Raw genomic sequence first — 21,900 nt, forward strand, 5'->3', positions numbered from 1 at the left:
TTTTTATATTTTTAGTCCGAATATAAGTTCTTCAGGCTCCGCCAATGCTTCTACCCGAGCATATGAGACGTGACGCGCAGGCCCATGCAAAACATCAACTCCGCCTTGCTGATAAGGCGCATCCGAATAACTGGCAGTCCAGGCATTATGTGCAGCTACAGCCAATGCTTCTTTACTATGCTGATTATAAGGATGTTTTCCAGGGTGCTGGAAGTGCACGCGTTGTGGATATCCTGGGTCACTAGAATACAGGGTTGCATCTGACTTAGGGCCTCCCGCCGCATCCGCGTCTTCGATTTGCAAATGTCCATTACGGATATAACAAATATAGTTAAGTGCCATGTTTATTCTCCTATTAGGGGTGAATATCGCAATTTACTAAATTTAAAAAGAAATTATCCATTATTGCGACACATCTAAATTCAGAAATCCTCTGGATCTGACCACAGATCTGTTGAATAATGATTCGTCAATAGTTTAAGCTCTTGTTATACTCTTTCGCATAAAATATGCAACAGGATTTAGCACGCGTAGGCAGGGCTAAACGAAGTGCAGCCCAACAAAAAGAACTCATACTCTCTTGAGTGTCAACAAAGTAATTTCAGAAGGAACGCCAAAGCGATTAGCTGGTCCCCAATAACCAGTTCCAGGGTTTACGTAGAGCTGTAAATTCCCATGTTGGTTGGCTCTACGATAATATTTATACGCCAAAGGAAGTAATAAATTAAATGGGAAAAACTGCCCAGCATGAGTATGTCCAGAAAGTTGCAGATTAACACCTAATTTTTCCGCCTCAAAACACACATCAGGCCTATGCGCTAATAGTATTTTAAATTGCGTTATCTCATCAGATTGCAGTGCTTTCTCGATGTTCGGTTTATGGCTGTGATGAAAGTGACCACCAATATGATCAGTAACACCTGCAATCAATATATTAATACCATTCGCATGAATCACTTTATGCTCATTAATTAATGGCTGAAATCCTAATTGCTTTACTTTATCCAGCCAACCCTCTATTCCCCAATAGTATTCATGATTACCCGTCACATAATAGATGCCATGACGTGCTTCAAGCCGGGCCAAAGGCTCCAGATGTTGCTCAATTGATTCAGCTGTTGCATCGGCAAGATCACCGGTAACCACAATAAAATCAGGGTTGGCGGCATTAGCCAGCTTCACAACGCGATCAACATAAAATTGGCGAATAGTAGGACCAACATGCAAGTCACTGATTTGAATTATGGTCATGTCATCTAATTCTTGGGGTACATTGTTCGTAGAAATAGTAATCTTTTTTACCTTCGGTCCTCCAAGCGCCCCCAAGAAGCCTATTCCTGCAAAACAAGCGGATAAGATTAAAAGAAAATAATTGATTTTCTGATGCACAGAAACCAGAGCCACAGGATTGTGGGCAGAGGAATTAAAAATCATCTGCACGACATAATTTCCGAGAAAAATGACATCAAGAGGAATAGATAATAAAATGAACGTAGCCCAAAGCCCCATCATTAAAGTACCAAACCAGATAATTAACCGAAACCAGAGTCGCTCAACCCAATCCGGATGAGCATGATAAGCAAATAACCAGCCTATCATCACCAAAAACAGTAAGAGGCTGCATGGCACAATCAATAACTCATGAGCCGGAAAAGTTTGAATCGCCTTATAGTAGGTATAGCTCCAAAGACTCGCAATTATTAAAAAAAATCTCATTCTTTTCATCCTTAACCTCAGGGTATAAACCACTCATTTTTAAAACTCAGCAAGGTGGCAACTGTCTTGAATTAAAAATTTAAGGCAGTTGCTACGCTTGCTGGTAGTCAAAAAGTAGCCAGGATAAAGCAAAGCCATAACCGGGTTGCAGATAAAAAATCAGGCTCTGCTCCCCGGGTTCGGCTTCGCTTTACCCAGGCTACAATTTAGCAAGTTGAGCGAAACAGTGCAGCCCAACAAAAAGAATTTAAATCAGGCTATAGATTAAATAATGGTAGTGCAGTAGCAGAGCAATACCTCTTATTTGGGTGGCACTATATTAGCTGAACACGTATCTGCAATTGAATAAATACCTTCTTTGTATTGTTGATCCGTCATCGAATCTGATTGTTTAAAAAGATCTAATAGCTTAGGCTGCGCACATTGACAAAAATCAGCTACCATTTTTTGCTCTTTATCTGACGATTTGTCTTTACTAACATTCAACATGTTTTTGCAAGCACTCATCATGTCAGAGTCCGTTGTATTTGTATCTAAATTATCTGTTGCATAATGTAACAAAGCATTAAAGAAGCATGTCTTTGTTATTTTATTACTATCTTCATTGTTATGATTACTCTTAAGTTGCTCGACCATACAATCACACATCGTTTCATTAAATTTTTTATATTCTGGAGTGTTATTTTCAGGTGTATCATGCTTGGTTATCGCTTTCATGCAGGATTGAAAATTCGCATCCTGCTCAGCAAAAATTGGGGCTGATAAAATACAGAAAGAAAACAAAATCAACAGTTTTTTTATTATCATGATTACATTCCCTTTGTTTAAAAGATAAATACCATAGAGTAAGTGTAGTAGTATTTTGTCTTTCAGATGACAACAAGCGTAGGCTGGGCTGAAAGCCCAGCACAAGTATGTATCATTTCTTAGTTGAGCTTTGCAGTTCTCTCTAAAGTAGGAGCTCCATTTTTAATTTGGTATGTATTCAATATCTTTTGCCAGAAGAATATTAGATAAAGGCTGCTTATCACTAAAAAAATCAGGGATAACATTTTTAATAATAACCCCACGTTGAGTGTCATTGGTGTTTTGCGATAATAGCCATAAGCACCAATTAGGCCACAACTACTCCCTAATAATGCGCCGGCCACCACATCGGCTAACCAGTGAGCATCTAATAAGATGCGTGCACTCACTACCGCTATGAGTATCACAATAAAAAGAATCAGCGTTATTTTCTGTTTTGCAGAAGAAAAATAAGGAGTAATCAGCGCATATAAAAAAACCAGATAAGCACTACAAAGAGTTACATGTCCGCTTGGGAAGGAAAAATTTTTAAGTACTGCCGTCATAGCACCAGGGCGAGGAGAGGCGATAACGATTTTGAAAACAAAAGCTAAGATTGCTGCAAGAGCAATAACCCCAAACAGATATAATGCCAATCGCGTTTTTTGTTGATAAATCAGCCAGGCACTGTTTATTGCAAACACAGGGATAATGACTTTCTTATCTCCTAAAAGACAGATGAAGATAGCAACTAAATCCAGAAAAGAAGTTCTCAGTTGATGAGCGAATTGATAAGTTGCTGTATTAATAAAAAAAATAGACCCTTGCCATTTAATGATAAGTGCTAATAACAAAAATCCTACACTGCATATAAAAAAGAGAATAAGACGTCGAGCTTGCTTACGTTGCATTGCTAATAAATTGAATGATGACTCCATTATTTTCCTATAAAAGATTAAAAGACAATTTGCGTTACATAGCGAGTATGTCAATCCCAGGTGCATCTTTATCAGTAAATCACCTTGCTGACTCTATTGTTTTCTACCATAAAGATATTATGAATAGTTGAATAGCTCAATAGCAAGGTGGCGCGGTTGCAAGCAAGCGTAAGCGGATCCCTATCCCTGGGCGATACATGGGCCAGACCTACACATGCCAACTTTGAACAGGTTCTATACAGAATAAGCCGCACGATGAGAATAAGAAACTTCATCATCAGCAATCGGAACTTCATAGCCTTTTTCTAGTGCATGGCGGCGCAGTACAATTGCATTATGAATTGCTTCCGTTATTTGTTTGGTGCTATGCACTAAGCCTGGTCTTTGTTGACGCATATTATTAAGTATCTCTAGTATGCGCTCGGTAATTACATCAGGGTCATCGCTTGAAAAAATAGCTGAATAATTCTTTAAGATTTCCATAGTGAGAATGAGGTGACCAGTTCGACCATGGCCGTGTTTACAGTGGACAAAGACAGGATGTTCGACTGAAATCTTAAAAATCTTCCACAGTATCTCTTTTTTCTGATCATTTGGATCAATATTTAAATCAATGTAACTCCCGTCTTTTAATTCAATACCAATTACCCCTACACGTTGATTATTTCCTTCAGTGCTCACTGTGATTTCAGATTCAGTAAATATATTGGGTTTTGACTCCTCATGTCCATGATGAAAAACATAACTACCGCCGAGATGTTTCCTCGTAACATGATAAGGTCCAACATCATAACTCTTTTTTTTCATGTAATAATTTAAAAAATCAACACCTGAAGGACAAGTATCTAATTCAGAGACACGATTACCTATTGCGATGATGTATGCTATAGGTGGGTCGCGAAATAGAGTGTCTTTAAAGAAACGAATCAAATCATCTGCATTTTTGGGACCAGCTGTAGCAGAAAAATTAGTGTTAGGAATGCTATTTGAAGGGCGAATAAACGATTTGTCCTTAATTCTTGCATGCTCTTTGGCGTAAATTGGTCCTTTAATAAAACGTTTTTTTACTGTCCTGATTACTTGAGCAATAATTTCAGGGGAAGGTCCTACTTCTTGTTTAACCGTTGGTTTTTTATTTTTCGATAAATTTCGTTTGATTTCATGTAGAAAAAACATTTCTATCTCCCTAGAGAAAAAGTAATTATTTCATAAACAGAATGTATCATAGACATATATTTTCTATTAATCGAGAGCTTAAGCGTTTTATATAATTATTAAAAATCAATGTGTTAACACGTAGGTTGAGTACACCCAACAAAACTCACTCATCAGCGAGACAAGAATTGCAATTTATTTACAATAGTTGATTGTGACAATTACATAGTTGAGGCTAATTTATTGATAAATTATGCTATTGCATCTAGATTTAAGAATAATCGAAACAATAATTAGTGTTAGGGAATCAAAACTGTTGTGTGAGTTCAAATTCAAGGAGGAAACCTATGTCGCTGTTAATCAATTACATGAAGACGTTCCGCTTCCTCTTAAGACGGAATGACTTGAGTTCTTTTGTCCAAGAGCACGACCGCCTATTCTCTCTTGCGAAGCAAACTCATAATCATACGGTCGTTGCCTCCCATTATTATGACCTTATGGCGGAAGTGATTGAGATCGCTTACGGCACCAGTTGGGTTTTTTATCCGCCCGATCATGTAGGACAATCACGCGAGGAGACCATTTCCAACTTGCATAAGCAGATCAATTCAGCGCTCTGCCTTTTACCCGGAAAAACAGCGCTTGATATGGGCTGCGGTCTTGGTGGCGCAGCACGTGATATTGCCCGGATTTCCCAGGGAAAAGTGCTTGGGGTCACATTGTCTCAGGCCGAAGTAGATCGAGCGAACGCCCTCAATCGCGAACAAAATCTGGACCACTTGTGCGAAGTCACACAGGGGGACTATACACAAAATTTGCCGTTTCCTGATAATTTCCTGGCCTCGGCTTACAGCATTTACTCACTTAAATACATTTCCAATGACTTGCTGCCCAAAGTATTTGGACACGTCCATCGTGTCATGGAGCCGAATGCAAGATACGTAGTCTATGACGCAGTTCTGACATCTAAATACGATGCAAATAATCCACAACATCGCGCTCTGGTTGAGCGGATTGAGTTTGTGACTGGCATGCCGCCCCTGCACTCGAGTGACGATCTGATAAATGCAGCCCGCAGCGTCGGCCTAAGCCTACTTTCTGAAACAGAAATTTCAAAAGAGCTTGGGTGGAGCTATTTCTTTACCGAAAACAAGCTGCTGGCTGGTACGCTTCGCTCTCGGGCAGTAGGGAGCGCGATTTCAGGCCTTGAAACAGCTCGTCTGTTTCCAAAGGGCTTTTCAGAGTTTTACAATATTTTCATTGCAGGGACGGTGAACGCCCTGGTCGATGCGGACCGCTTAGGCATCGTGTCATTCTCTCGGTTGTTCGTCTTTGGCAAGACCGACTCCTGATGTTTTTAAAAAGGGCTGGATAACTAAATATAAGTTAAAAATCATGAAAATATTAGTCACTGGAGCTAGTGGACACATTGGAAATAACCTCATTGCTGAGCTTATTAAAAAGCAATATGATGTCCGAATACTTGTGCGCAGTGAAATACCCAAATATCTCTCTCATTTTCCTTTGGAGGTATGCAAGGGAGATATTTTACATCAGGAGTCGTTGTATGACGCGACTCACAATATCGATACAGTTTTTCATTTAGCCGCAAAAATTTCTATTACCAATCGAGAAGCAGACGATGTCCGTAAAACAAACATCCAGGGCACCCAAAATGTGATCAATGCTTGTCTTAAAAATCAAGTCAACAAGCTCGTTCATTTTAGTTCCATCCACGCCCTCACTCAAAGTTCTAAAAAATCCAATACGCCTCACATTTTAAATGAAGATTGCCCGCTTGCTTTAGAATCCGTGAATATTTACGATCAATCTAAAGCCTATGCTGAAAAAATAGTGCTTGATAGTTGTGAGCAAGGATTAAATGCGGTGGTGGTTAATCCCACAGGAACAATTGGTCCCAATGACTATAAACTGTCCCTCATGGGAACGGCAATAATTAAAATATACAAAGGACACATCCCTATTCTGGTTCGAGGAGGATATAATTTTGTTGACGTTCGTGACGTGGTTCAAGGGGCGATAGCCGCTGCTGAAAAAGGCAAATCTGGAGCGCGCTATATTTTAGGTGGCCACGACATAAACATGCATCATTTGCTCAGGTTGATAGCCATTGTAAAACAAAAAAAAATGACTCGTTTGTTTCTTCCCCCAAGTATGCTTTCCTGGGTGGTACCCCTCATGGAGTTTTTTTCTAAAATCACAAATACAGAACCGCTCTTTACAAAATACTCAATTGAGACGTTGATGTATCCACCCAAAGTGGATTGTACGAAAGCGGAAAATGAATTGGGGTACAAGAAAACTGAAATCGAGACAACGATCCATGATACGCTTCATTGGCTTTCACAGTCTGGCAAGATTAAAATATGACTCAAAACAATCTCACTTTATTTCTTTATTTCTGGAATGCTATAGCCATTATGGTTTTCTTCACGCTCTTTTTCAAACGAGCGCCTTATGGACGTTATGAGCAAGGGAATAAATCTCTTAAAATCCCAGCGAATGTTTCTTGGTGTTTGATGGAATTGCCATCTGTGATCACATTTTTGCTTATTTTTCTAATGGCCAAACCATCTGCTTATACCTGGGTATTTTTTGCAATGTGGCAACTCCATTATGTCTATCGCTCATTAATCTATCCGTTTCGCCTGAAAAATGCGAAACAGGTTCCAATTTTTATCACGATATCCGCCACGTTTTTTACGACAGTGAATGGTTTTGTAAATGCCTATTGGCTGACTCATTTTCAAGAAATTACATTTTCAACATTGCAAACGCAACACTTTATCGTTGGTTTGATACTTTTTGTTTCAGGATTTGTAATCAATGTAAATTCGGACAACATTTTGTTTGCGATTAATAAAAATAAAAAACCCGGAGTTTACAAAATACCCTACGGCGGCATGTTTCGCTTTTTGAGTAGCCCAAATTATTTTGGTGAAATTCTCGAGTGGATTGGTTGGGGAGTGGCGACTTGGTCAATTGCCGGTTTTTCTTTTACTTTGTGGACAATAGCCAATTTAGCTCCTCGAGCGCTCACCCATCATCGGTGGTATCGCACACAGTTTTCCAATTATCCTAAGGAAAGAAAAGCGCTCATTCCGTTTCTTTATTGAAAAACTTCATAAACGCTTAGTTATAAAGCGAGACAATAAATTTTAGAACTTCTATCAGGAAAAGAATATCCATTAGGCAGATTTTGGTCATCATTGATGAGTTCGAAACCATTTTTTTCATAAAACCGGTGCGAGGCTACCGCCACTCCTGGTGTATCAAGAAAAATATTTTTAAGATTTAAATTTTTTGCTTGCAGAAGAAATTGATGGAAAAGTAGCATTGCAATACTAGGATAGGTTCCACGAAGTTCTTTTTTAACAAAAAACTTTCTCATAATACCCGTCTCAGTATTCAGTTTTTGCAGTCCAATTGAGCCGACAATTGCAGATCCTGCTCTCGCAATCCAAAACCCACCACCAGAATAAAAACTTAAGGGGGCAAAAAGGTCCGGTTGTTCTTTGGCTTTAAGGTTCAACTTGAATTCATTATTTTGGATATCGATAGCAAAACTACGAAGTTCAGCTTCTTCATCCTGAGCAAGAGGAGCAATAAAAATTTCAGACACAATGAATCTTAATAAAGCGAATAGAGTAAGCACTATTATTAATAAAATAATCGAGAATACAAGGGACAAGCCTTTTCCAGAATATTATTCATATACCTTTAAATGGTATGCATGGCCTGGTTGCTTGCAACCAGGCTCGCTCACTGAAGATTCGAATGTCCAAACAATAAAACTTAATCGCTTCAACTTGATTAATTCTTGATATTTAATTCCACTTAAACTAAGTTAATCTCAAAAAATGAAGCCGAATTAACACATACATTTTGTTCATCAGCAGCAATAAAGGAGTGGGGGATGAGAAAACAACTATTATGCAAAAGAACACTAGTTGCACTATGTATGCTACTTTGCAATACCTTAGTCTATAGTGGCTCACCTTTGCAGACAACTGCGCATATATCTCCTAAGCTCGTGAACATGACCGCCAACAGTACTGCAAAGAACTCATTGATTTCTATGAAAAAACGACAATGCCATCAATCCAATAGCTCAAAAATTACAAAAAAACCTAATCTCTTTGTGATGAGTTTAAATGTGTTAGCACCATGCTGGGCGAGTCCTGATTTTTATTCACCCGCCATAGCTCCTTACTTAGATACTAAGGCGCGCAGACAACAAATTATCCATTTTTTAAATAGCATCAGCGATAAAGCAGATATCATAGCGCTTCAAGAGACCACTGCTAATGAATTTAATTATTACAAAGAAGCTTTAGAGAGTAAGTTCTATTCGTTCCAAGCCTATCACGATAAAGATTACTGGTCAGATTGGATTTCACCAGATATCCCATGGGAGCCCAATGGGGTCGCTATTTTTGTAAAAAAATCAACCTTTAGCCAAGTATCTTTTCAAGATTTAGCGTTAACCAATGATGGAAACCATTCGGCCTATTTTGAAGGAGCGCTTTGCAGCACGGGGGAAAAGATACGCGCCGCATCAATCCATCTTGATACAGCACTTGATAGCAATCGCTATCTTGAATTATCAACCCTCATGACCTTAATGCCTCCGGCCTCTGATGTGTACGATATTATTGCCGGCGATTTCAATTATGGGACTCAGTCAGCTCCCATACAAGAAGTCTTAGTGAATAACCATTTTATAGACGTATTTTATTTTTTAAACAAAGAGGAGTGGACCCATCCTTTTGATAATCAAGGAGATATCAACTCAGGAATTATTGATCATATCATCTCACGCAATCTAACCCCGATTGATGGTCAGGTAATCAGTTCCAATCTTTGGGAATTATATCCAAACGATGAAGACCTGCGTGCTATTGGTAATTTAAAACTCACAGGCTCTGATCATTTTCCTCTTTACACCATATTAAATATGGATAATAACCAGACTCAGAGAAAAAGCTGACTGCTCGGAAAAATGAAGCAAGGGTAGGCTGGTTGCAAGCAGCCAGCCTACCCTTACTGCGAAACAGTGCACACCAGCCTTCGGTTTTATTGGAAATCTGGAGATTAAATTTGGTGGAGGTGGCATATTTTTAACTCATTGATTTATTTATCTTAAACTACTGTGGCTACAATGGTGGGTCACTGATGGGGCAATTTACACCTAACTTAATTATGAAATATTGCCTTTATAGCCGTTTCTCTATCCTCATACTATAATCCTTTGTTTCTCTTAAGATGAAACCAAAAATAAGTAACCCAACAGAAGCCACAAAAGCTAAGGATAAAAATCCAATAAAAAATCCATAGACTGATGTGATGTATCCAGCTACAAGATTACTTATTGATGAACCAACACCGACACATAATCCAAGAACTCCTACTAAAAAATTAAATCGGCCAGTTCCTGCTGCCAAATCGGAAACAATAACAACAGCAACCACTCCAAAAATACCAGCACTAACTCCATCTAATAATTGAATGAACAGCAGATGATAGGAGTTTTTCGTGATTGAAAATAATAAAGCACGTACGATTAGGAAAATAAATGCAAATAAATAAATGGGCTTACGCCCCATTTTGTCTATTATGAATCGCAGACTAAAAGCAACAATCACCATCACAAACTGTGCCAATACAATGCAGCTTGCCATAAAAATTGAATCTCTATTGGGATTAATTTCTGCAAGTTCCTGTCCAACTAAAGGCAGTTGGGCTGCATTGGCGATATGAAACATAATGACCGAGCTAAAAAATATTACTATGGGTTTTGACTTTGTTAATTGTAAAAAACCAATCGGTTTTGCATCTGGCGCCACTGTTGGTAATTCTCTAGCAATGGAATGATCAATTTCGTTTGAATTAATAAATAACAGTGGAATCAAAGCAATGAATGAAAAAATAATGGTTCCATAGACTATCCAAGAATGACCGTATAATTGCGCGACAATACCAATAGCGACCATTGTAAACACCGTGCCCGCATGTGTCAGTGATTCATTAACTGTCACTCGTATAGGAAAATACTCTCTCCCAACCAAACCAAGTGTCACCGCTGTGATTGCAGGAGGAATTAAGCTTGCAGCGATACCAACCAACGATTGAGCCGCAATGATAGAATAAAATGAAGTTTGCTTTAAAATCACATAGCAACTCATAATAATACAAGCACATGCAAGCCCTATGAGTGTTCGTTTAAAGGGAATTGCATCGACTAAGATGCCACTAGGCATTTGAAAAATGGCACCAGCAAAACCTGCTGCTGCAAGCGCGATACCCACTTGACTTGTACTCCATCCCAAATGAGAACGTAAATAAATAGCAAGAATTGGCCCTATACCGCCTTGAATATCTGAGATAAAAAAAATCATGAAGCTTAACGCTAAGATACTTTGATAAGAGGGTTTATTTTTCATGATTCACCTGCAAAGAAAATAGATATAAATTAAAATATTCATTAAGGTTGGCAAGCAAGCGTAGATTGGGCTACAGCTGGAGCATCTTGAGGAGTCGTTGCTCTAACTTCAGGAGTAAATACCGGCGATAGGGTATGCTTTAATAAATCACTCATTGAAGATACCGGTACAGCTCTACGTTCTTTATCATGAACCTCAGACAAATACTTTTGCCGCTCTTCAAAAACGCGATTCCTTATTCGACGAGCTAGATTGATTTCCATCAAAATCGGTAAAAATAAAAAGTTTGGTTTTGGGCACAAAAATTTTCCTTAAAACTTAAAAAAAATCAATATCTTGCCACAGAACTCAATATAACTGAACGATCTTAATCTAATGAAATAACAGAAAAACCCCATCGAAAGATGAAATTATTGCTAAGGAGAATAAGCGCAGTCTAGTTACTACAGAACCATTAACTCTTTTGGAACGCAGCGACATTTTTAAGTTAACCCGGACGATTTTCTTGATCGGCAGAAGTGGAAGCCGCAGCACTTTTTGTGCCCTGGGGCTCAGCCTTAAACATACTCGATGCTCGAAGAGTTGAAACAGTCTTTGCACTATAAGCTGTTGCTGATTCTGCCTCATCTTTGCTTATCTTTGGTGGTGTTAACATTTCATCCTCAAATCGAGCTAATGCTTCAGGAAGTTTATTCTTATCAAACTCAGGGCTTAAAATTTCTTTTAAAAATAAATCTATTTTGGCCCTTATTTTGGAAGCTGCTGCCTTTTTCAGCTCCTCTGATATAGGGGGGCTAGGAAACTCTTTAGTCCACATTTTTTGTGTAATAGTTAACAATTTGACGATGGGTTGTAGTTTACTTTTTAATTCCTGAATCTCTTCATTGCCAACAATAACTGTTGCGCCTCGACGATCCTCGACCACATAAGATTTATTTCTATCTCGTTCAGAATCTCGCTCCTTAGGTAAACCGCACATATTCATTATTTTTATTATTGTTGGCATTGGCATGAACGCTGAGGCAACAGAAAAAGCGGGGGGAACGGGGAGGCTATCGTAAATACATGAAACCGTAGTTTTACAAAATTGGCTTGGGTTGGTAAATTCCGGTGGAACTGCTTTGAGAATAGCATCTTTTGTTTCACGTTTTGCCATTATTGGATTTATTCTTTCTTCAGTGAATTTTTTTAGAAGTTCTGGAATTTCTTTTATTTTTTTATTTTTTGATGCTTCATCGCCACTGCTTGCGGTGAGAAAAATGGAACACACAGTGCTGTATAAATTAGTCTGTCCTGTAATATATAATTTTTCACAAATATCAAGAAAATCACAAATTATTTTATATTTAAACTGTATATTTTCACGTGACTCAGAACCGATACTAATACGTAAGAAATTTCCGATATTACAACACACGCTATTTGAGAAGCCATAACCATCTCTAAGAGGTATGCCTAAAGCAGGTAATACTATACTGAGCATATCTCTTTTAACAGTAGGCCCATAGGTCAAGCTGCCTCCTGGTTTAGGAGTAAAATCTATATAAAGAAATCCCCAAATGTCCTGAATATTATGGCTGGTCTCTCGAGTAAATGGAGAATAAATCCTACCAATATGAGATATATTGGGAACTAAATTTTTATGAATGTAATAAGAATTTTGATGTGCGCGGTCAAAGTGTAAATGCATACATGGGTACGCCTTTTCTAATTGATGACACGTCATTGCGGGTGTTGGATCCGTAGGTTGGAAACTTACATGAGATGATGCGAATGTTGTTTTAAGGCCAGGAAAATGATCTTTATTATAAATTGCACTGGCAACGCCACATGATAGCCTGTCTAACCCCATTCCTGCATGTTTATTAAAACTATGCGCCGTTAAAATAGCGAGCTTTCCAGAATTAATTTCTTCTTGAAATTGATGAAGTAACAATGGCATATGAATATGTTTCAATGCGGTCATTGTGGTGTCAAGAACAACGGTGAGTGGCTCTTCTTTATATTCTCGTGGTTTGAAGCCTTCCTTTGTTGTGATTTCAAAAACTGCATCTTTTTGCTCTTGAGTAAGTATTGCGTCGCCACTAAGTGCTGCTTCTGCAAGCTGAGACCGAATGCTTGTATCAATACCTTTTTTCAAAGAGTCTAATGATATTGTTTTGAGTTCGCTCTCTTGCCTTACATAGCAAACCAATTTTCCTTCTTTTATCGCCAGATATAATTTTCTTTTATCCATTGTAAGAACATTCGGTTTTTCATCGGGCATCAGACCTGAGAAATCCAGAGTATATCCTTCCCTCTCTGCTTTGCCTTTCAGTTCTTTTCTGATTTCCATTTGTTTTTGAATGGATGCAATGATGTCTGTTCCGGCATAATGAGTAGGGGCTGTTTGGCTATCTGCTGACACATTCTGGCCAAAACCATCAATAATTACATTAACCTTTTCTTTAAAATCAGTAGCCTGTTTTGTTATCGCCGTAATGATTTCCATTTCATCGCGCGATAATGTTTTTGCAACCCCCTTGGGATCCATGAGACTATCAATTTTTGTCATGTCATCACAGCGAATTTCCTCACATTTTTTGTCAGTTTTATTAATATAAAAAAGTTTATCGCCCGTACGTACGTATGCTTCATTAGAGTGAGTAGGTAATGCTTGGAGTGTCTCCACCGTAGGTGGTGTCTCCCTTCTCATGAGGTCACAACCCACTGGTGATACTTTCAGTGTTCCATTTTCTAATGTGAGAACAACACTTTCATAGTCTTTGATATTCAAACCTTCCGGACGAATAACAGGAAATAAGTTTCTAATAAAAATATCGAGCTCAAAATAAACTCTTCGATTTAAATAAATTTTTTCATGTTCTTTCATTTGTTTTATTGATGTCATTATCATCTGCGTTAGAGCCCCCATTCCTGAGGTTGATAAAAAAACATCTTCGAGAGGTACCTGAGCAGTTGGAAATGCAGGTCTTACCGCCCCCTCTTTTACTCGCTCAGCAATACAAAAAATATCTTTTAAATAGTCAGATAAATGATGCTTAATTGATGCTTCATCATAAGTTTTAGTTAAAGAAAGAATTAAATTAACTTCTTCATATGCAGATTCTATCGCTACATGAAAATCATCTCGAAATGGATCAGCAACATCTTTGCCTTTTATTCGGCTCACAGATGTATTCAATGCATAGGCCAATCGCATCCATGTTGTTCTTAATAACTCATTTTCAAGCGGTGATCTGCGGGCATCGTCCTCTAATCTCAGATCGCGTATACCTGTCATAGTTACCACAGTGTGCAATTCTTTTTGAGATAAAAGTTTTGGAATAGTTGACGGATGTAGATACGCATCAAACTGTTTTAATAGTTCGCCTTTTACCTCTAATTCCTGACATTTTTTTTCTAATTTATTTACATAATAAAGTTTGCCACCATATCTAATAAAACCGGCATTAGCTTTAATGGGTAATTCATTTAGATTTTCTCGGTTAGGTTCTAATAATGAAGCGCTTACTTCATATGAAGAATCGAATACGAGCAGGGAGTTAATAATTTTATATTGAAATGCTGCGCTTTCATCACCTTGTGCTGTAAGCTTTTTTTCCATTTTATCTAAAAGAGAATAGACATAATCTTTAACTTCACTCAACGTGCTCCGATCACGTTCATCTATTGCAGATACTTTTGGTGCGCCCGTTGATGGCCTAGCATCCGATAAAACAGAAAAACGCGCATCCTTTCCAGCATAGATTCCTCCCGTAAATAATAACTGATCTAACCTATATGAGATCAGCTCTTGGAGTAGACCAGTAGACTTTATTCTTTGATGGAGTTTGTCATCTAAACGCGCTCCTTCAATGCGGTTGATACGCTCAAATTGAATTGAACTTTTTTCGGGCCAATGAAGATCTTCGGTTAAACTACTATCAATTTCAGCATATGAAAATGATGTATTCAGAGGAGAACAAAGGTATATTTTATCATTTTTTTTAATTAAAAATGGCTCTGTTGCACGACCATTATTGAATGCAAAAACAGCCAATTTATTTTTGAAATTGGCATCATTGATGTCCACATCATTATCTATGGTTAACAAGTTGAACGTATGAAAATTATAATAATCATCCAAAACAATAAAGTTCCTGCCGTCTAAGCCTTCTACTATTTTTACTTTACTTGCTAAGACGTCTTTTTTTCCTGTTTCCCCTTCGAGCGATCTCAGTATTTCAAAAGGTATTTTGGCCATTTCTAGAGCCATAGTTAATACCTTAAGATTATCCGTCACCGGAAGCACTTTTTTTCCATACTTGCTACTTATGTGCAACCTCACCTCTTCAATGACAGAACCTGTTCTGCCTTCTCTTTCATAAACAAATCTTTTTGAGCGTGGGGAGTTGGAAAATCCTGTCAGTGACTTTGAAAGCTGATATTGTTTTAGTACATAGTGATTTCTTTCATTTTCTTCTTTTTGGGCTTTAAGTTTAGCTATGGTTTCTTCCATATTCTGGCTGCGTAATGCAAATAAAGAACTGATAGGGGCGTCTTCGGGTAAAAAACCAATGTCCAGAGACAAATCAGCAGATAACTCACTCGATTTTGCTGTAGATCCAGATGAAGGTACTGGGACTGATTCAGGTATTGGTGAAGGGGTAGACATATAATCATTCCAACATGTTCATATTGTTTTATATATTATAGGCCATAGCTGCCCTTCTATTGCTCATCAAGAACCTATAAACCACTTATTGACTCACCATTGCCCAATAATGCACTGGACTGCTAGTACTTCTCTTAATTTGGTGAAGGCAAAGCCGTAACCCGGGTTGTAGATCTTTGAGAATTGTATCCAAACGATGAAGACAGCCGTGCTATTGGTAATTTAAAACTCACGGCTCTGCTCATTTTCCTCTTTACACTATATTAAATATGAATAGCAACCGGGCTTAGGAAAAACGTTGATTGTTCGGAACTATAAAACAAGCGTAGCCAGGTTACTCGCAACCATGATTTCAACCATCAACTCTACTCACCAAAATTACAATCCACGAATAAATCCCCACTCCAATTTTGGGAGCACGAGTTTATTAATGAACATACTGAGCCCGCCAACCCTTACCTCCAACCCATTTTCAACGGCTAATAAACCCCAACCGCCATTTGCTGTCCGTTTATAGTTGATTTAATTATTTCTTAATACATGACAATAAGCAGGTAATAAATGATTATATTGGTACATTTTAACCATCTTCACTATCTTTTTCGAATGACTTAATTTTTTAAACAGTTCGTCTGCAATTTTAATAAAAATCAGTTGTTGTCTAGGCTTCACATTGTAGGCTAATGCCAGATAGATTCCATTACATGGGCTATAGGCATACAAGGATTCATAACCCAGTGTGCCGCCGGAATGAACCCAGGTCATCCCGTTACTTTTAAAATAGATAAGGCCAATACCAGCGCCTATACCTATTTCAGTGAATGGTTTAGACTCTTCAAAATATTTTGGTGTACCAATGGTTTCGATATTAACCGTTTTGGTATTCACTGTAGAAATAAGAGAGGTCATATTTTCTAATGACTTCTTAGACAAGATGTTATTTGTAAAAAGTTGATTCAGCCACAATAGTAAATCATGCGGGGTTGAAACCAATGCACCAGCAGATTGTGCAAAGGATGGGGTAATGTTTGTAACATCCGAATTAAACTTAAATGTTCCATCTCGATTATATCCATGAGCAAGCCTCGTCTTAATCGATTCTGAGTAAGGTAAAACTGAATAAAAAGTATTAGGTAAATTATAGCGCTTAAAATATTCATCAAATACTACGTGTATGGGTTTGTGAGTGACCTTTTCAATGATGAGCCCCAATAAAACATAGTCTGTATTGGTATAATGGTATTTTTTCCCAGGGATAGATACATCATGATGTTGATAAGCCATATCAGCCAGCTCTTTAAGGGACCAATATTTTTGGGGATTTTTCCTTAGTAACTTGTCGAACGAGCTTCCGCTGGTGTAATTATAAACACCACTGGTATGGCGTAACAAATCACCCAGGGTTATTTTTTTCCACCTAGGGTATTGGGTCAGCCATTTTCCTACCTTGTCATTAATATTTAGTTTATTTACTTCTACCAGCTTATAAATAATGGTTGCAGTAAATGTCTTTGTGATGCTTCCCATCTGAAACAAAGTATCGTTAGTCATTTCTTTATTTTTTAATAAAGTCTCATAACCACTAACATAATCACCTATTTTATTATTCGGAAACTGAATACTTAAAGATATGCCAGGTAAACCGTATTTTTTTCTGTTTTTATCCAGAATTTGTTGTATGTCATTTCTTAAAGAAGTATTACTGGCTGCGTCGAAGGCATAGACACAAGAAATACAGCCCAAAAAGAGTATGAATAACCTATATAAACGCATTATTTCTACTTTAATGAAAAATTGCAGCATAAATTAATTTGCCCGCTAACTCTAGAGCACGGCAAACAATAGGCCGCGCTTGCTAATTTCTCCAATACCAAGCTCACTTTCAGTATCGAACTCACGGGCCACCAAGCTCTTGATTTTTTTTATGAGCCATCCCTAATTATTAATCTTTACTAAATGTTCTTATGGTTAAAAAAAGTTAATGAATTAAGTGCAACAGTCAATAATAAAACCAGGGGACGGACCCCTGCAGGAAGTGTACAGATTGTTTAAATTATTTTGACAATTTAATTATGATTTTTAATTTAAAGAGAGTTAACAGGAAGTCGGGCCATCTCCAATTGTAGTTCAGTGTCCCAATAAACATGTCGTCGTACAGCAAAGTATGTTGGCCTCAACCCAGCGATAAAAAAAGTTGATGATCGTTAATTCATGTGTTTTCACTTTCATCTTCTGCTGCGAGTTGTAAGAGCATGTCTTTGCTTTTTGCATACCGTTCCCAATGGGTATCAACAAGAGTAACATGGCCTACCTTGCGAGCTATCCGAGGTTTTTTTCCATAGGCGTGATAATGAACCCCAGGAATAGACAAGCACGACTCCAGTGGAAGCAGATTGCCAATGCAATTTAATAACAAACAAGAACCGGTTACTTCCGTACTTCCCAAAGGCAAATCAAAAAGTGCACGCAAATGATTTTCAAATTGGCTGGTATAAGCACCCTCAATAGTCCAGTGACCAGAATTGTGAACACGTGGCGCTATCTCGTTAGCAATTAATTGATTCCCTCGGTAAAAAAACTCAATTGTAAGTACTCCTACATAGTCTAGAGCTTCTAAAATTTTGAGTGCATAAGTTTGTGCCTCTTGTTGTAAATCGCGATGATGTACTGGCGCTTCAGAGAAATGTAATATGCCTTTTTTATGATGATTTTTAATCAGTGGGTAGAAGTTTGTTTCACATTTTTTATTTCGAACAGCAATTAATGAAAATTCGTTTTCAAAAGAGATTAACTCTTCAAGGATAAGGGGTTGATTGCCTAACATGTTCCAGCTTTTTGAAATATCGGATTGGCCTCGTAAGACATATTGGCCTTTGCCATCATAGCCAAATTGTCTTGTTTTTAACACGGCGGGCATTCCTATGTCTGAGAGCGACTGTACCAAATCATGTTCTGACTCAACCGGTAAAAATCTTGGGGTTGGAATGTTTAAAGATCTAAAAAAGTTTTTTTCATATAATCTGTCTTGAGTAATTTTCAATGCTTGAGTCGAGGGATAGAAAGGCCGCATTGTGGCAACCAATTCGGCACAAGAAAGCGGTATATTTTCTGTTTCAATCGTAACGCAATCCACTTCTGCCAAAAATTGTTTTAAAGCCAACTCATCATTAAACTCAGCGACTATCAGTTTAGTAAGATCACCAGCACAGGCATCAGGACTGGGATCCAAGCACACAGTGTCAATTCCTAATGGATAAGCCGCTAATGCCAACATTCTTGCAAGTTGTCCACCACCTAAAATACCAAGTTTCATGTTAACTCCTTTGGGGGGGTTGGATTATCGAGCACTTTTTGTGTTTGTTGTTCTCGATAGAGTTTTAGGGCAGTGCGAATGTCAGGATATTTATTTGCAAGCATTGCGGCAGCTAACAGAGCGGCGTTGATGGCACCTGCTTTGCCTATCGATAAAGTGCCTACAGGTATGCCGGCGGGCATTTGTACAATAGATAATAAGGAATCAATGCCATTTAAAGTTTGCGAGGTGACCGGAACCCCTAAAACAGGCAATGATGTTTTGGCTGCTACCATCCCAGGGAGATGGGCTGCTCCTCCTGCACCCGCAATAATTACTTCCAAACCTCGCATCTCGGCCTGTTCTGCATACTGGAAAAGTTTATCTGGCGTTCTATGAGCAGAGACAATTTCCGCCTCATAAGTAATGTTCAAAGTGTCCAGTGTTTGAGCGGCGTGAGTCAATGTTTGCCAATCACTTTGAGAGCCCATAATAAGGCCTATTAATATGGTTTTCACAGAGCGACTCCTTTGTTTGTATGTTTGCAACGCTTCATTGAATTTGATTCTCTCAAACGGTTATATAAGTTATTTTCCATCCTTCAGCAGAAAGACTCACTCGAATCACAGCATTCTTGACACCATAGTCAAGTAGAGAACTCATCGAGCATGCCCAGGTATAAAGTTAAGTATGGGTTACAACACTATGTTTCAAATCAGGTCACTATTAAAACCAAATTTAGCATCTTGATAAAAGATCACCTCACCTGTTGAGATATCATGATGTCCCCCAATAATGCCACACTCACCTGTTTCAATAAGTTCTTTCAAAATGGGACTGCGCTCCATAACAGCATAGACTGTTTTTCGTACATTAATCGTTGTAACCTTTTCTACAAATTCCTCGTTACTTGAGGTTCGATTTTCAACTATGGTATTTTCGGCACGAACAGCAGATTGTATTTTACTTAATAAGGCAGTCAAACTGCCCATTTCTACATTATCACATGCACCTTTTATTGCACCACATTTTGAATGTCCCAAAACCACTATTATCTTTGCTCCTGCTATTTTACAAGCAAATTCCATACTGCCTAAAATATCTTCATTAATAATGGTTCCGGCAATGCGCACGCTAAATACATCGCCTAAACCCTGGTCAAAAATCAACTCGACTGAGGTGCGTGAATCAATACAACTTAAGATAATTGCAAAGGGGTGTTGTCCATCAGAGGTTTCATTGGCTTGCTGTAACAGGTTACGATTAATTTTTAAGTTGTTTATAAATCGTTTGTTGCCTTCTTGCAATAAGTGCAACGCAATTGTAGGCGTAATCGCTGCTTGCATTTCTTTAGTCAAAGTTTTCATTTTATGCTCCTATACAAGCTCTAAGCATCAGGTAGACTCGATAAGATCTACCATTTTAACAGTAATATTTTTCAGTTTGCATCTATATTACAATTACGAACACATTAGCAACCTTTTTCTCATTTTTATTTATCTTCATAATATGCCCCTGCCAATTTAAGAAAACTTCAGACTGAACTCAAATAAACAATTTATAAATCATTAAAAAACGGCAGAACCATGGCCTTGACGAAAAAGGCTCGGGCTGCCGGTTCATCCCGTTTTTCCGACAGCATGAAATCAACTGTAGTACCTTCCTTATCCACTGCCCTTTCAATTTGATATACGTCTCATCCATACGCCATGAGACACCACAGTGTCGTTTGTGACGCTTTCGAAAGACTCCAGAAAAATCCGATAAATCGACTGATCATGAAAATTTTTGCGACAAAACCGAATTTATCCATTACTAAAACAGCCTATGCATGGATGTGAAAACAGCTCGTAGGCTGGGTGATTTTCACCCAACCATAGTTGATAAATTGAAAATCCAATGTTGGGTCAAAACGACTTAACCCATTCAGACTACTTCTTATTTAATATGACAGAAATAAAATTATTATTATCTTTCATTTTATTGTTTACCTCGCTAACAGCCTTATTACGATCCTTTTTATTAATCTGACTTGTATTTGCCAAGGTTATGTGAGGAGCAAAGTATTTTGGAAGTAGATCGGTATCCATTTTGTACTTTGTTCCATGCTCTTCATTATATCGATCCAGTGCTTCATTCAACTCCCGGTTAATCATTCTTAGTGTTTCCAGAGAGTCCTTTGCAGGAAATAGTACTACAGCATTACGGTTGCACTTTATATTTAGAGGATTTTTGGGATTGGAAGGTTCAGGGCAGTTAGGAGCGACATGCAGGAGACCTGCTGGATCGAAATAAAAAATGAATTGTTCCTTATTTTTTAACTCCTTTTTCATAAAATTTCTTAGTTCTTTCGCTTTGCCAACCTGTCTTATCCACCCTACAGTAACATGATAATTTCTGGGTTTATTATTTGTTTTTCGTGCAACAATAGTATTTTCTACAAACTTGGTATAAATTTGATTTTTATCCTTTTCTGAAACCCTGTAGATTAAAACCAGATCATTAGCATCTGATGCAAAAACTTGACAGGAAAATAAAACAAGAAAGCAAATACTTATAAGTTTTTTCATACTGAACCTCTATCTCAAAATTATTAGACTCTCCCATTTTAAAAGATTGAGAGCCCAATTTGTAAATAATTTGCTCTGGATGAGTAAAGATAGTGTTAATAAAGCATAATTTGAGGATGACGATTGTACAAAACATGGGCAACTCGTAGGTTGGGTCATTTTGACCTGTAATGCTCTAATTAATAATCCAAACAATTTTACCCTTGAAAATAGAGAATAAATCACCAGATAGGCATAATGAAATCGATATTTATTTTAACATTTTATTTTTTACGATCGCTCACTCTGTTGATTAGATCTAATGGAGCAAAAAAGGCAGTAG

The 21,900-nt window shown here is 37.9% G+C and carries 18 protein-coding genes and 1 pseudogene; 4 read left to right on the top strand and 15 right to left on the bottom strand.

The window, feature by feature from the left end; all coding sequences use genetic code 11:
• Window positions 1-3 precede the first annotated feature (3 nt).
• From Lste_RS12250 to Lste_RS12270, 5 genes are all read right to left on the bottom strand, one after another.
• Window positions 4-342, bottom strand: coding sequence for a hypothetical protein (locus Lste_RS12250; RefSeq protein WP_058511212.1), 339 nt, complete (start codon window positions 340-342; stop codon window positions 4-6).
• Between the two features lie 228 nt (window positions 343-570).
• Window positions 571-1,716 (bottom strand): metallophosphoesterase, encoded by a 1,146-nt coding sequence (locus tag Lste_RS12255; RefSeq protein ID WP_058511213.1) that lies wholly within the window; start codon window positions 1,714-1,716, stop codon window positions 571-573.
• Window positions 1,717-2,016: 300 nt separating this feature from the next.
• Window positions 2,017-2,523: a hypothetical protein gene (locus Lste_RS12260; protein ID WP_058511214.1), complete on the bottom strand. Its 507-nt coding sequence runs from the start codon at window positions 2,521-2,523 to the stop codon at window positions 2,017-2,019.
• A gap of 119 nt (window positions 2,524-2,642) precedes the next feature.
• On the bottom strand, window positions 2,643-3,440 hold the full coding sequence (locus tag Lste_RS12265) for a phosphatase PAP2 family protein (RefSeq protein ID WP_058511215.1): 798 nt from the start codon (window positions 3,438-3,440) through the stop codon (window positions 2,643-2,645).
• Between the two features lie 234 nt (window positions 3,441-3,674).
• Window positions 3,675-4,616 (bottom strand): protein-tyrosine phosphatase family protein, encoded by a 942-nt coding sequence (locus tag Lste_RS12270; protein ID WP_058511216.1) that lies wholly within the window; start codon window positions 4,614-4,616, stop codon window positions 3,675-3,677.
• Between the two features lie 326 nt (window positions 4,617-4,942).
• Between Lste_RS12270 and Lste_RS12275 the strand changes: the two genes are divergently transcribed.
• From Lste_RS12275 to Lste_RS12285, 3 genes are read left to right on the top strand one after another with little or no spacing between them, the layout of a single operon-like run.
• Window positions 4,943-5,947, top strand: coding sequence for an SAM-dependent methyltransferase (locus Lste_RS12275; protein ID WP_058511217.1), 1,005 nt, complete (start codon window positions 4,943-4,945; stop codon window positions 5,945-5,947).
• 43 nt (window positions 5,948-5,990) lie between these two features.
• Window positions 5,991-6,986 carry an NAD-dependent epimerase/dehydratase family protein gene (locus Lste_RS12280; protein WP_058511218.1) on the top strand — a complete coding sequence of 332 codons (996 nt, stop codon included), beginning with the start codon at window positions 5,991-5,993 and terminating at the stop codon, window positions 6,984-6,986.
• On the top strand, window positions 6,983-7,732 hold the full coding sequence (locus Lste_RS12285) for a DUF1295 domain-containing protein (RefSeq protein ID WP_058511219.1): 750 nt from the start codon (window positions 6,983-6,985) through the stop codon (window positions 7,730-7,732). Before Lste_RS12280 ends, Lste_RS12285 begins: the two co-directional genes overlap by 4 nt.
• Window positions 7,733-7,752: 20 nt before the next feature.
• On the opposite strand, the gene Lste_RS12290 is transcribed toward Lste_RS12285, so the two are convergent.
• Complete coding sequence (locus tag Lste_RS12290; RefSeq protein ID WP_058511220.1) at window positions 7,753-8,238, bottom strand: GNAT family N-acetyltransferase; 486 nt, start codon at window positions 8,236-8,238, stop codon at window positions 7,753-7,755.
• A 294-nt stretch (window positions 8,239-8,532) separates the two neighbouring features.
• Here Lste_RS12290 and Lste_RS12300 point away from each other — a divergent pair, with 294 nt between their 5' ends.
• On the top strand, window positions 8,533-9,606 hold the full coding sequence (locus Lste_RS12300) for an endonuclease/exonuclease/phosphatase family protein (RefSeq protein WP_058511222.1): 1,074 nt from the start codon (window positions 8,533-8,535) through the stop codon (window positions 9,604-9,606).
• 226 nt (window positions 9,607-9,832) lie between these two features.
• Here the strand turns inward: Lste_RS12300 and Lste_RS12305 are convergent, their stop codons facing one another.
• From Lste_RS12305 to Lste_RS12340, 9 genes and pseudogenes are all read right to left on the bottom strand, one after another.
• Window positions 9,833-11,059 (bottom strand): MFS transporter, encoded by a 1,227-nt coding sequence (locus Lste_RS12305; protein WP_058511223.1) that lies wholly within the window; start codon window positions 11,057-11,059, stop codon window positions 9,833-9,835.
• Between the two features lie 41 nt (window positions 11,060-11,100).
• Window positions 11,101-11,361: a hypothetical protein gene (locus tag Lste_RS12310; RefSeq protein WP_058511224.1), complete on the bottom strand. Its 261-nt coding sequence runs from the start codon at window positions 11,359-11,361 to the stop codon at window positions 11,101-11,103.
• 185 nt (window positions 11,362-11,546) lie between these two features.
• The gene (locus tag Lste_RS12315) at window positions 11,547-15,716 is read right to left on the bottom strand and encodes a hypothetical protein (RefSeq protein ID WP_058511225.1); all 4,170 of its coding nucleotides are present in this window, start codon (window positions 15,714-15,716) and stop codon (window positions 11,547-11,549) included.
• Between the two features lie 522 nt (window positions 15,717-16,238).
• Entirely contained in the window at window positions 16,239-17,489 is a 1,251-nt protein-coding gene (locus tag Lste_RS12320) for a serine hydrolase domain-containing protein (protein ID WP_193393407.1), read from the bottom strand.
• A 436-nt stretch (window positions 17,490-17,925) separates the two neighbouring features.
• A complete protein-coding gene (locus Lste_RS12325; protein ID WP_058511227.1) occupies window positions 17,926-19,029 on the bottom strand; it encodes a 5-(carboxyamino)imidazole ribonucleotide synthase in 1,104 nt (367 codons plus the stop codon).
• Entirely contained in the window at window positions 19,026-19,526 is a 501-nt protein-coding gene (gene purE, locus Lste_RS12330; protein ID WP_058511228.1) for a 5-(carboxyamino)imidazole ribonucleotide mutase, read from the bottom strand. Before purE ends, Lste_RS12325 begins: the two co-directional genes overlap by 4 nt.
• Before the next feature lie 192 nt (window positions 19,527-19,718).
• Complete coding sequence (locus Lste_RS12335) at window positions 19,719-20,375, bottom strand: carbonic anhydrase family protein (RefSeq protein ID WP_058511229.1); 657 nt, start codon at window positions 20,373-20,375, stop codon at window positions 19,719-19,721.
• Between the two features lie 218 nt (window positions 20,376-20,593).
• Window positions 20,594-20,757 (bottom strand): annotated as a pseudogene (locus Lste_RS18900) (DDE-type integrase/transposase/recombinase); the annotation flags it as partial.
• Window positions 20,758-20,939: 182 nt separating this feature from the next.
• The gene (locus Lste_RS12340) at window positions 20,940-21,578 is read right to left on the bottom strand and encodes a hypothetical protein (RefSeq protein ID WP_058511230.1); all 639 of its coding nucleotides are present in this window, start codon (window positions 21,576-21,578) and stop codon (window positions 20,940-20,942) included.
• Window positions 21,579-21,900: the final 322 nt, after the last annotated feature.

Origin of the sequence: Legionella steelei (assembly GCF_001468005.1) — a bacterium.
In the GTDB taxonomy this organism is placed as follows: domain Bacteria; phylum Pseudomonadota; class Gammaproteobacteria; order Legionellales; family Legionellaceae; genus Legionella; species Legionella steelei.

Excerpts from the sequence above, each read along its gene's own strand:
- Lste_RS12250 (WP_058511212.1), bottom strand. The coding sequence starts at position 342 with ATGGCACTTAACTATATTTGTTATATCCGTAATGGACATTTGCAAATC.
- Lste_RS12255 (WP_058511213.1), bottom strand. The coding sequence starts at position 1,716 with ATGAGATTTTTTTTAATAATTGCGAGTCTTTGGAGCTATACCTACTAT.
- Lste_RS12260 (WP_058511214.1), bottom strand. The coding sequence starts at position 2,523 with ATGATAATAAAAAAACTGTTGATTTTGTTTTCTTTCTGTATTTTATCA.
- Lste_RS12265 (WP_058511215.1), bottom strand. The coding sequence starts at position 3,440 with ATGGAGTCATCATTCAATTTATTAGCAATGCAACGTAAGCAAGCTCGA.
- Lste_RS12270 (WP_058511216.1), bottom strand. The coding sequence starts at position 4,616 with ATGTTTTTTCTACATGAAATCAAACGAAATTTATCGAAAAATAAAAAA.
- Lste_RS12275 (WP_058511217.1), top strand. The coding sequence starts at position 4,943 with ATGTCGCTGTTAATCAATTACATGAAGACGTTCCGCTTCCTCTTAAGA.
- Lste_RS12280 (WP_058511218.1), top strand. The coding sequence starts at position 5,991 with ATGAAAATATTAGTCACTGGAGCTAGTGGACACATTGGAAATAACCTC.
- Lste_RS12285 (WP_058511219.1), top strand. The coding sequence starts at position 6,983 with ATGACTCAAAACAATCTCACTTTATTTCTTTATTTCTGGAATGCTATA.
- Lste_RS12300 (WP_058511222.1), top strand. The coding sequence starts at position 8,533 with ATGAGAAAACAACTATTATGCAAAAGAACACTAGTTGCACTATGTATG.
- Lste_RS12305 (WP_058511223.1), bottom strand. The coding sequence starts at position 11,059 with ATGAAAAATAAACCCTCTTATCAAAGTATCTTAGCGTTAAGCTTCATG.
- Lste_RS12315 (WP_058511225.1), bottom strand. The coding sequence starts at position 15,716 with ATGTCTACCCCTTCACCAATACCTGAATCAGTCCCAGTACCTTCATCT.
- Lste_RS12320 (WP_193393407.1), bottom strand. The coding sequence starts at position 17,489 with ATGCGTTTATATAGGTTATTCATACTCTTTTTGGGCTGTATTTCTTGT.
- Lste_RS12325 (WP_058511227.1), bottom strand. The coding sequence starts at position 19,029 with ATGAAACTTGGTATTTTAGGTGGTGGACAACTTGCAAGAATGTTGGCA.
- Lste_RS12335 (WP_058511229.1), bottom strand. The coding sequence starts at position 20,375 with ATGAAAACTTTGACTAAAGAAATGCAAGCAGCGATTACGCCTACAATT.
- Lste_RS12340 (WP_058511230.1), bottom strand. The coding sequence starts at position 21,578 with ATGAAAAAACTTATAAGTATTTGCTTTCTTGTTTTATTTTCCTGTCAA.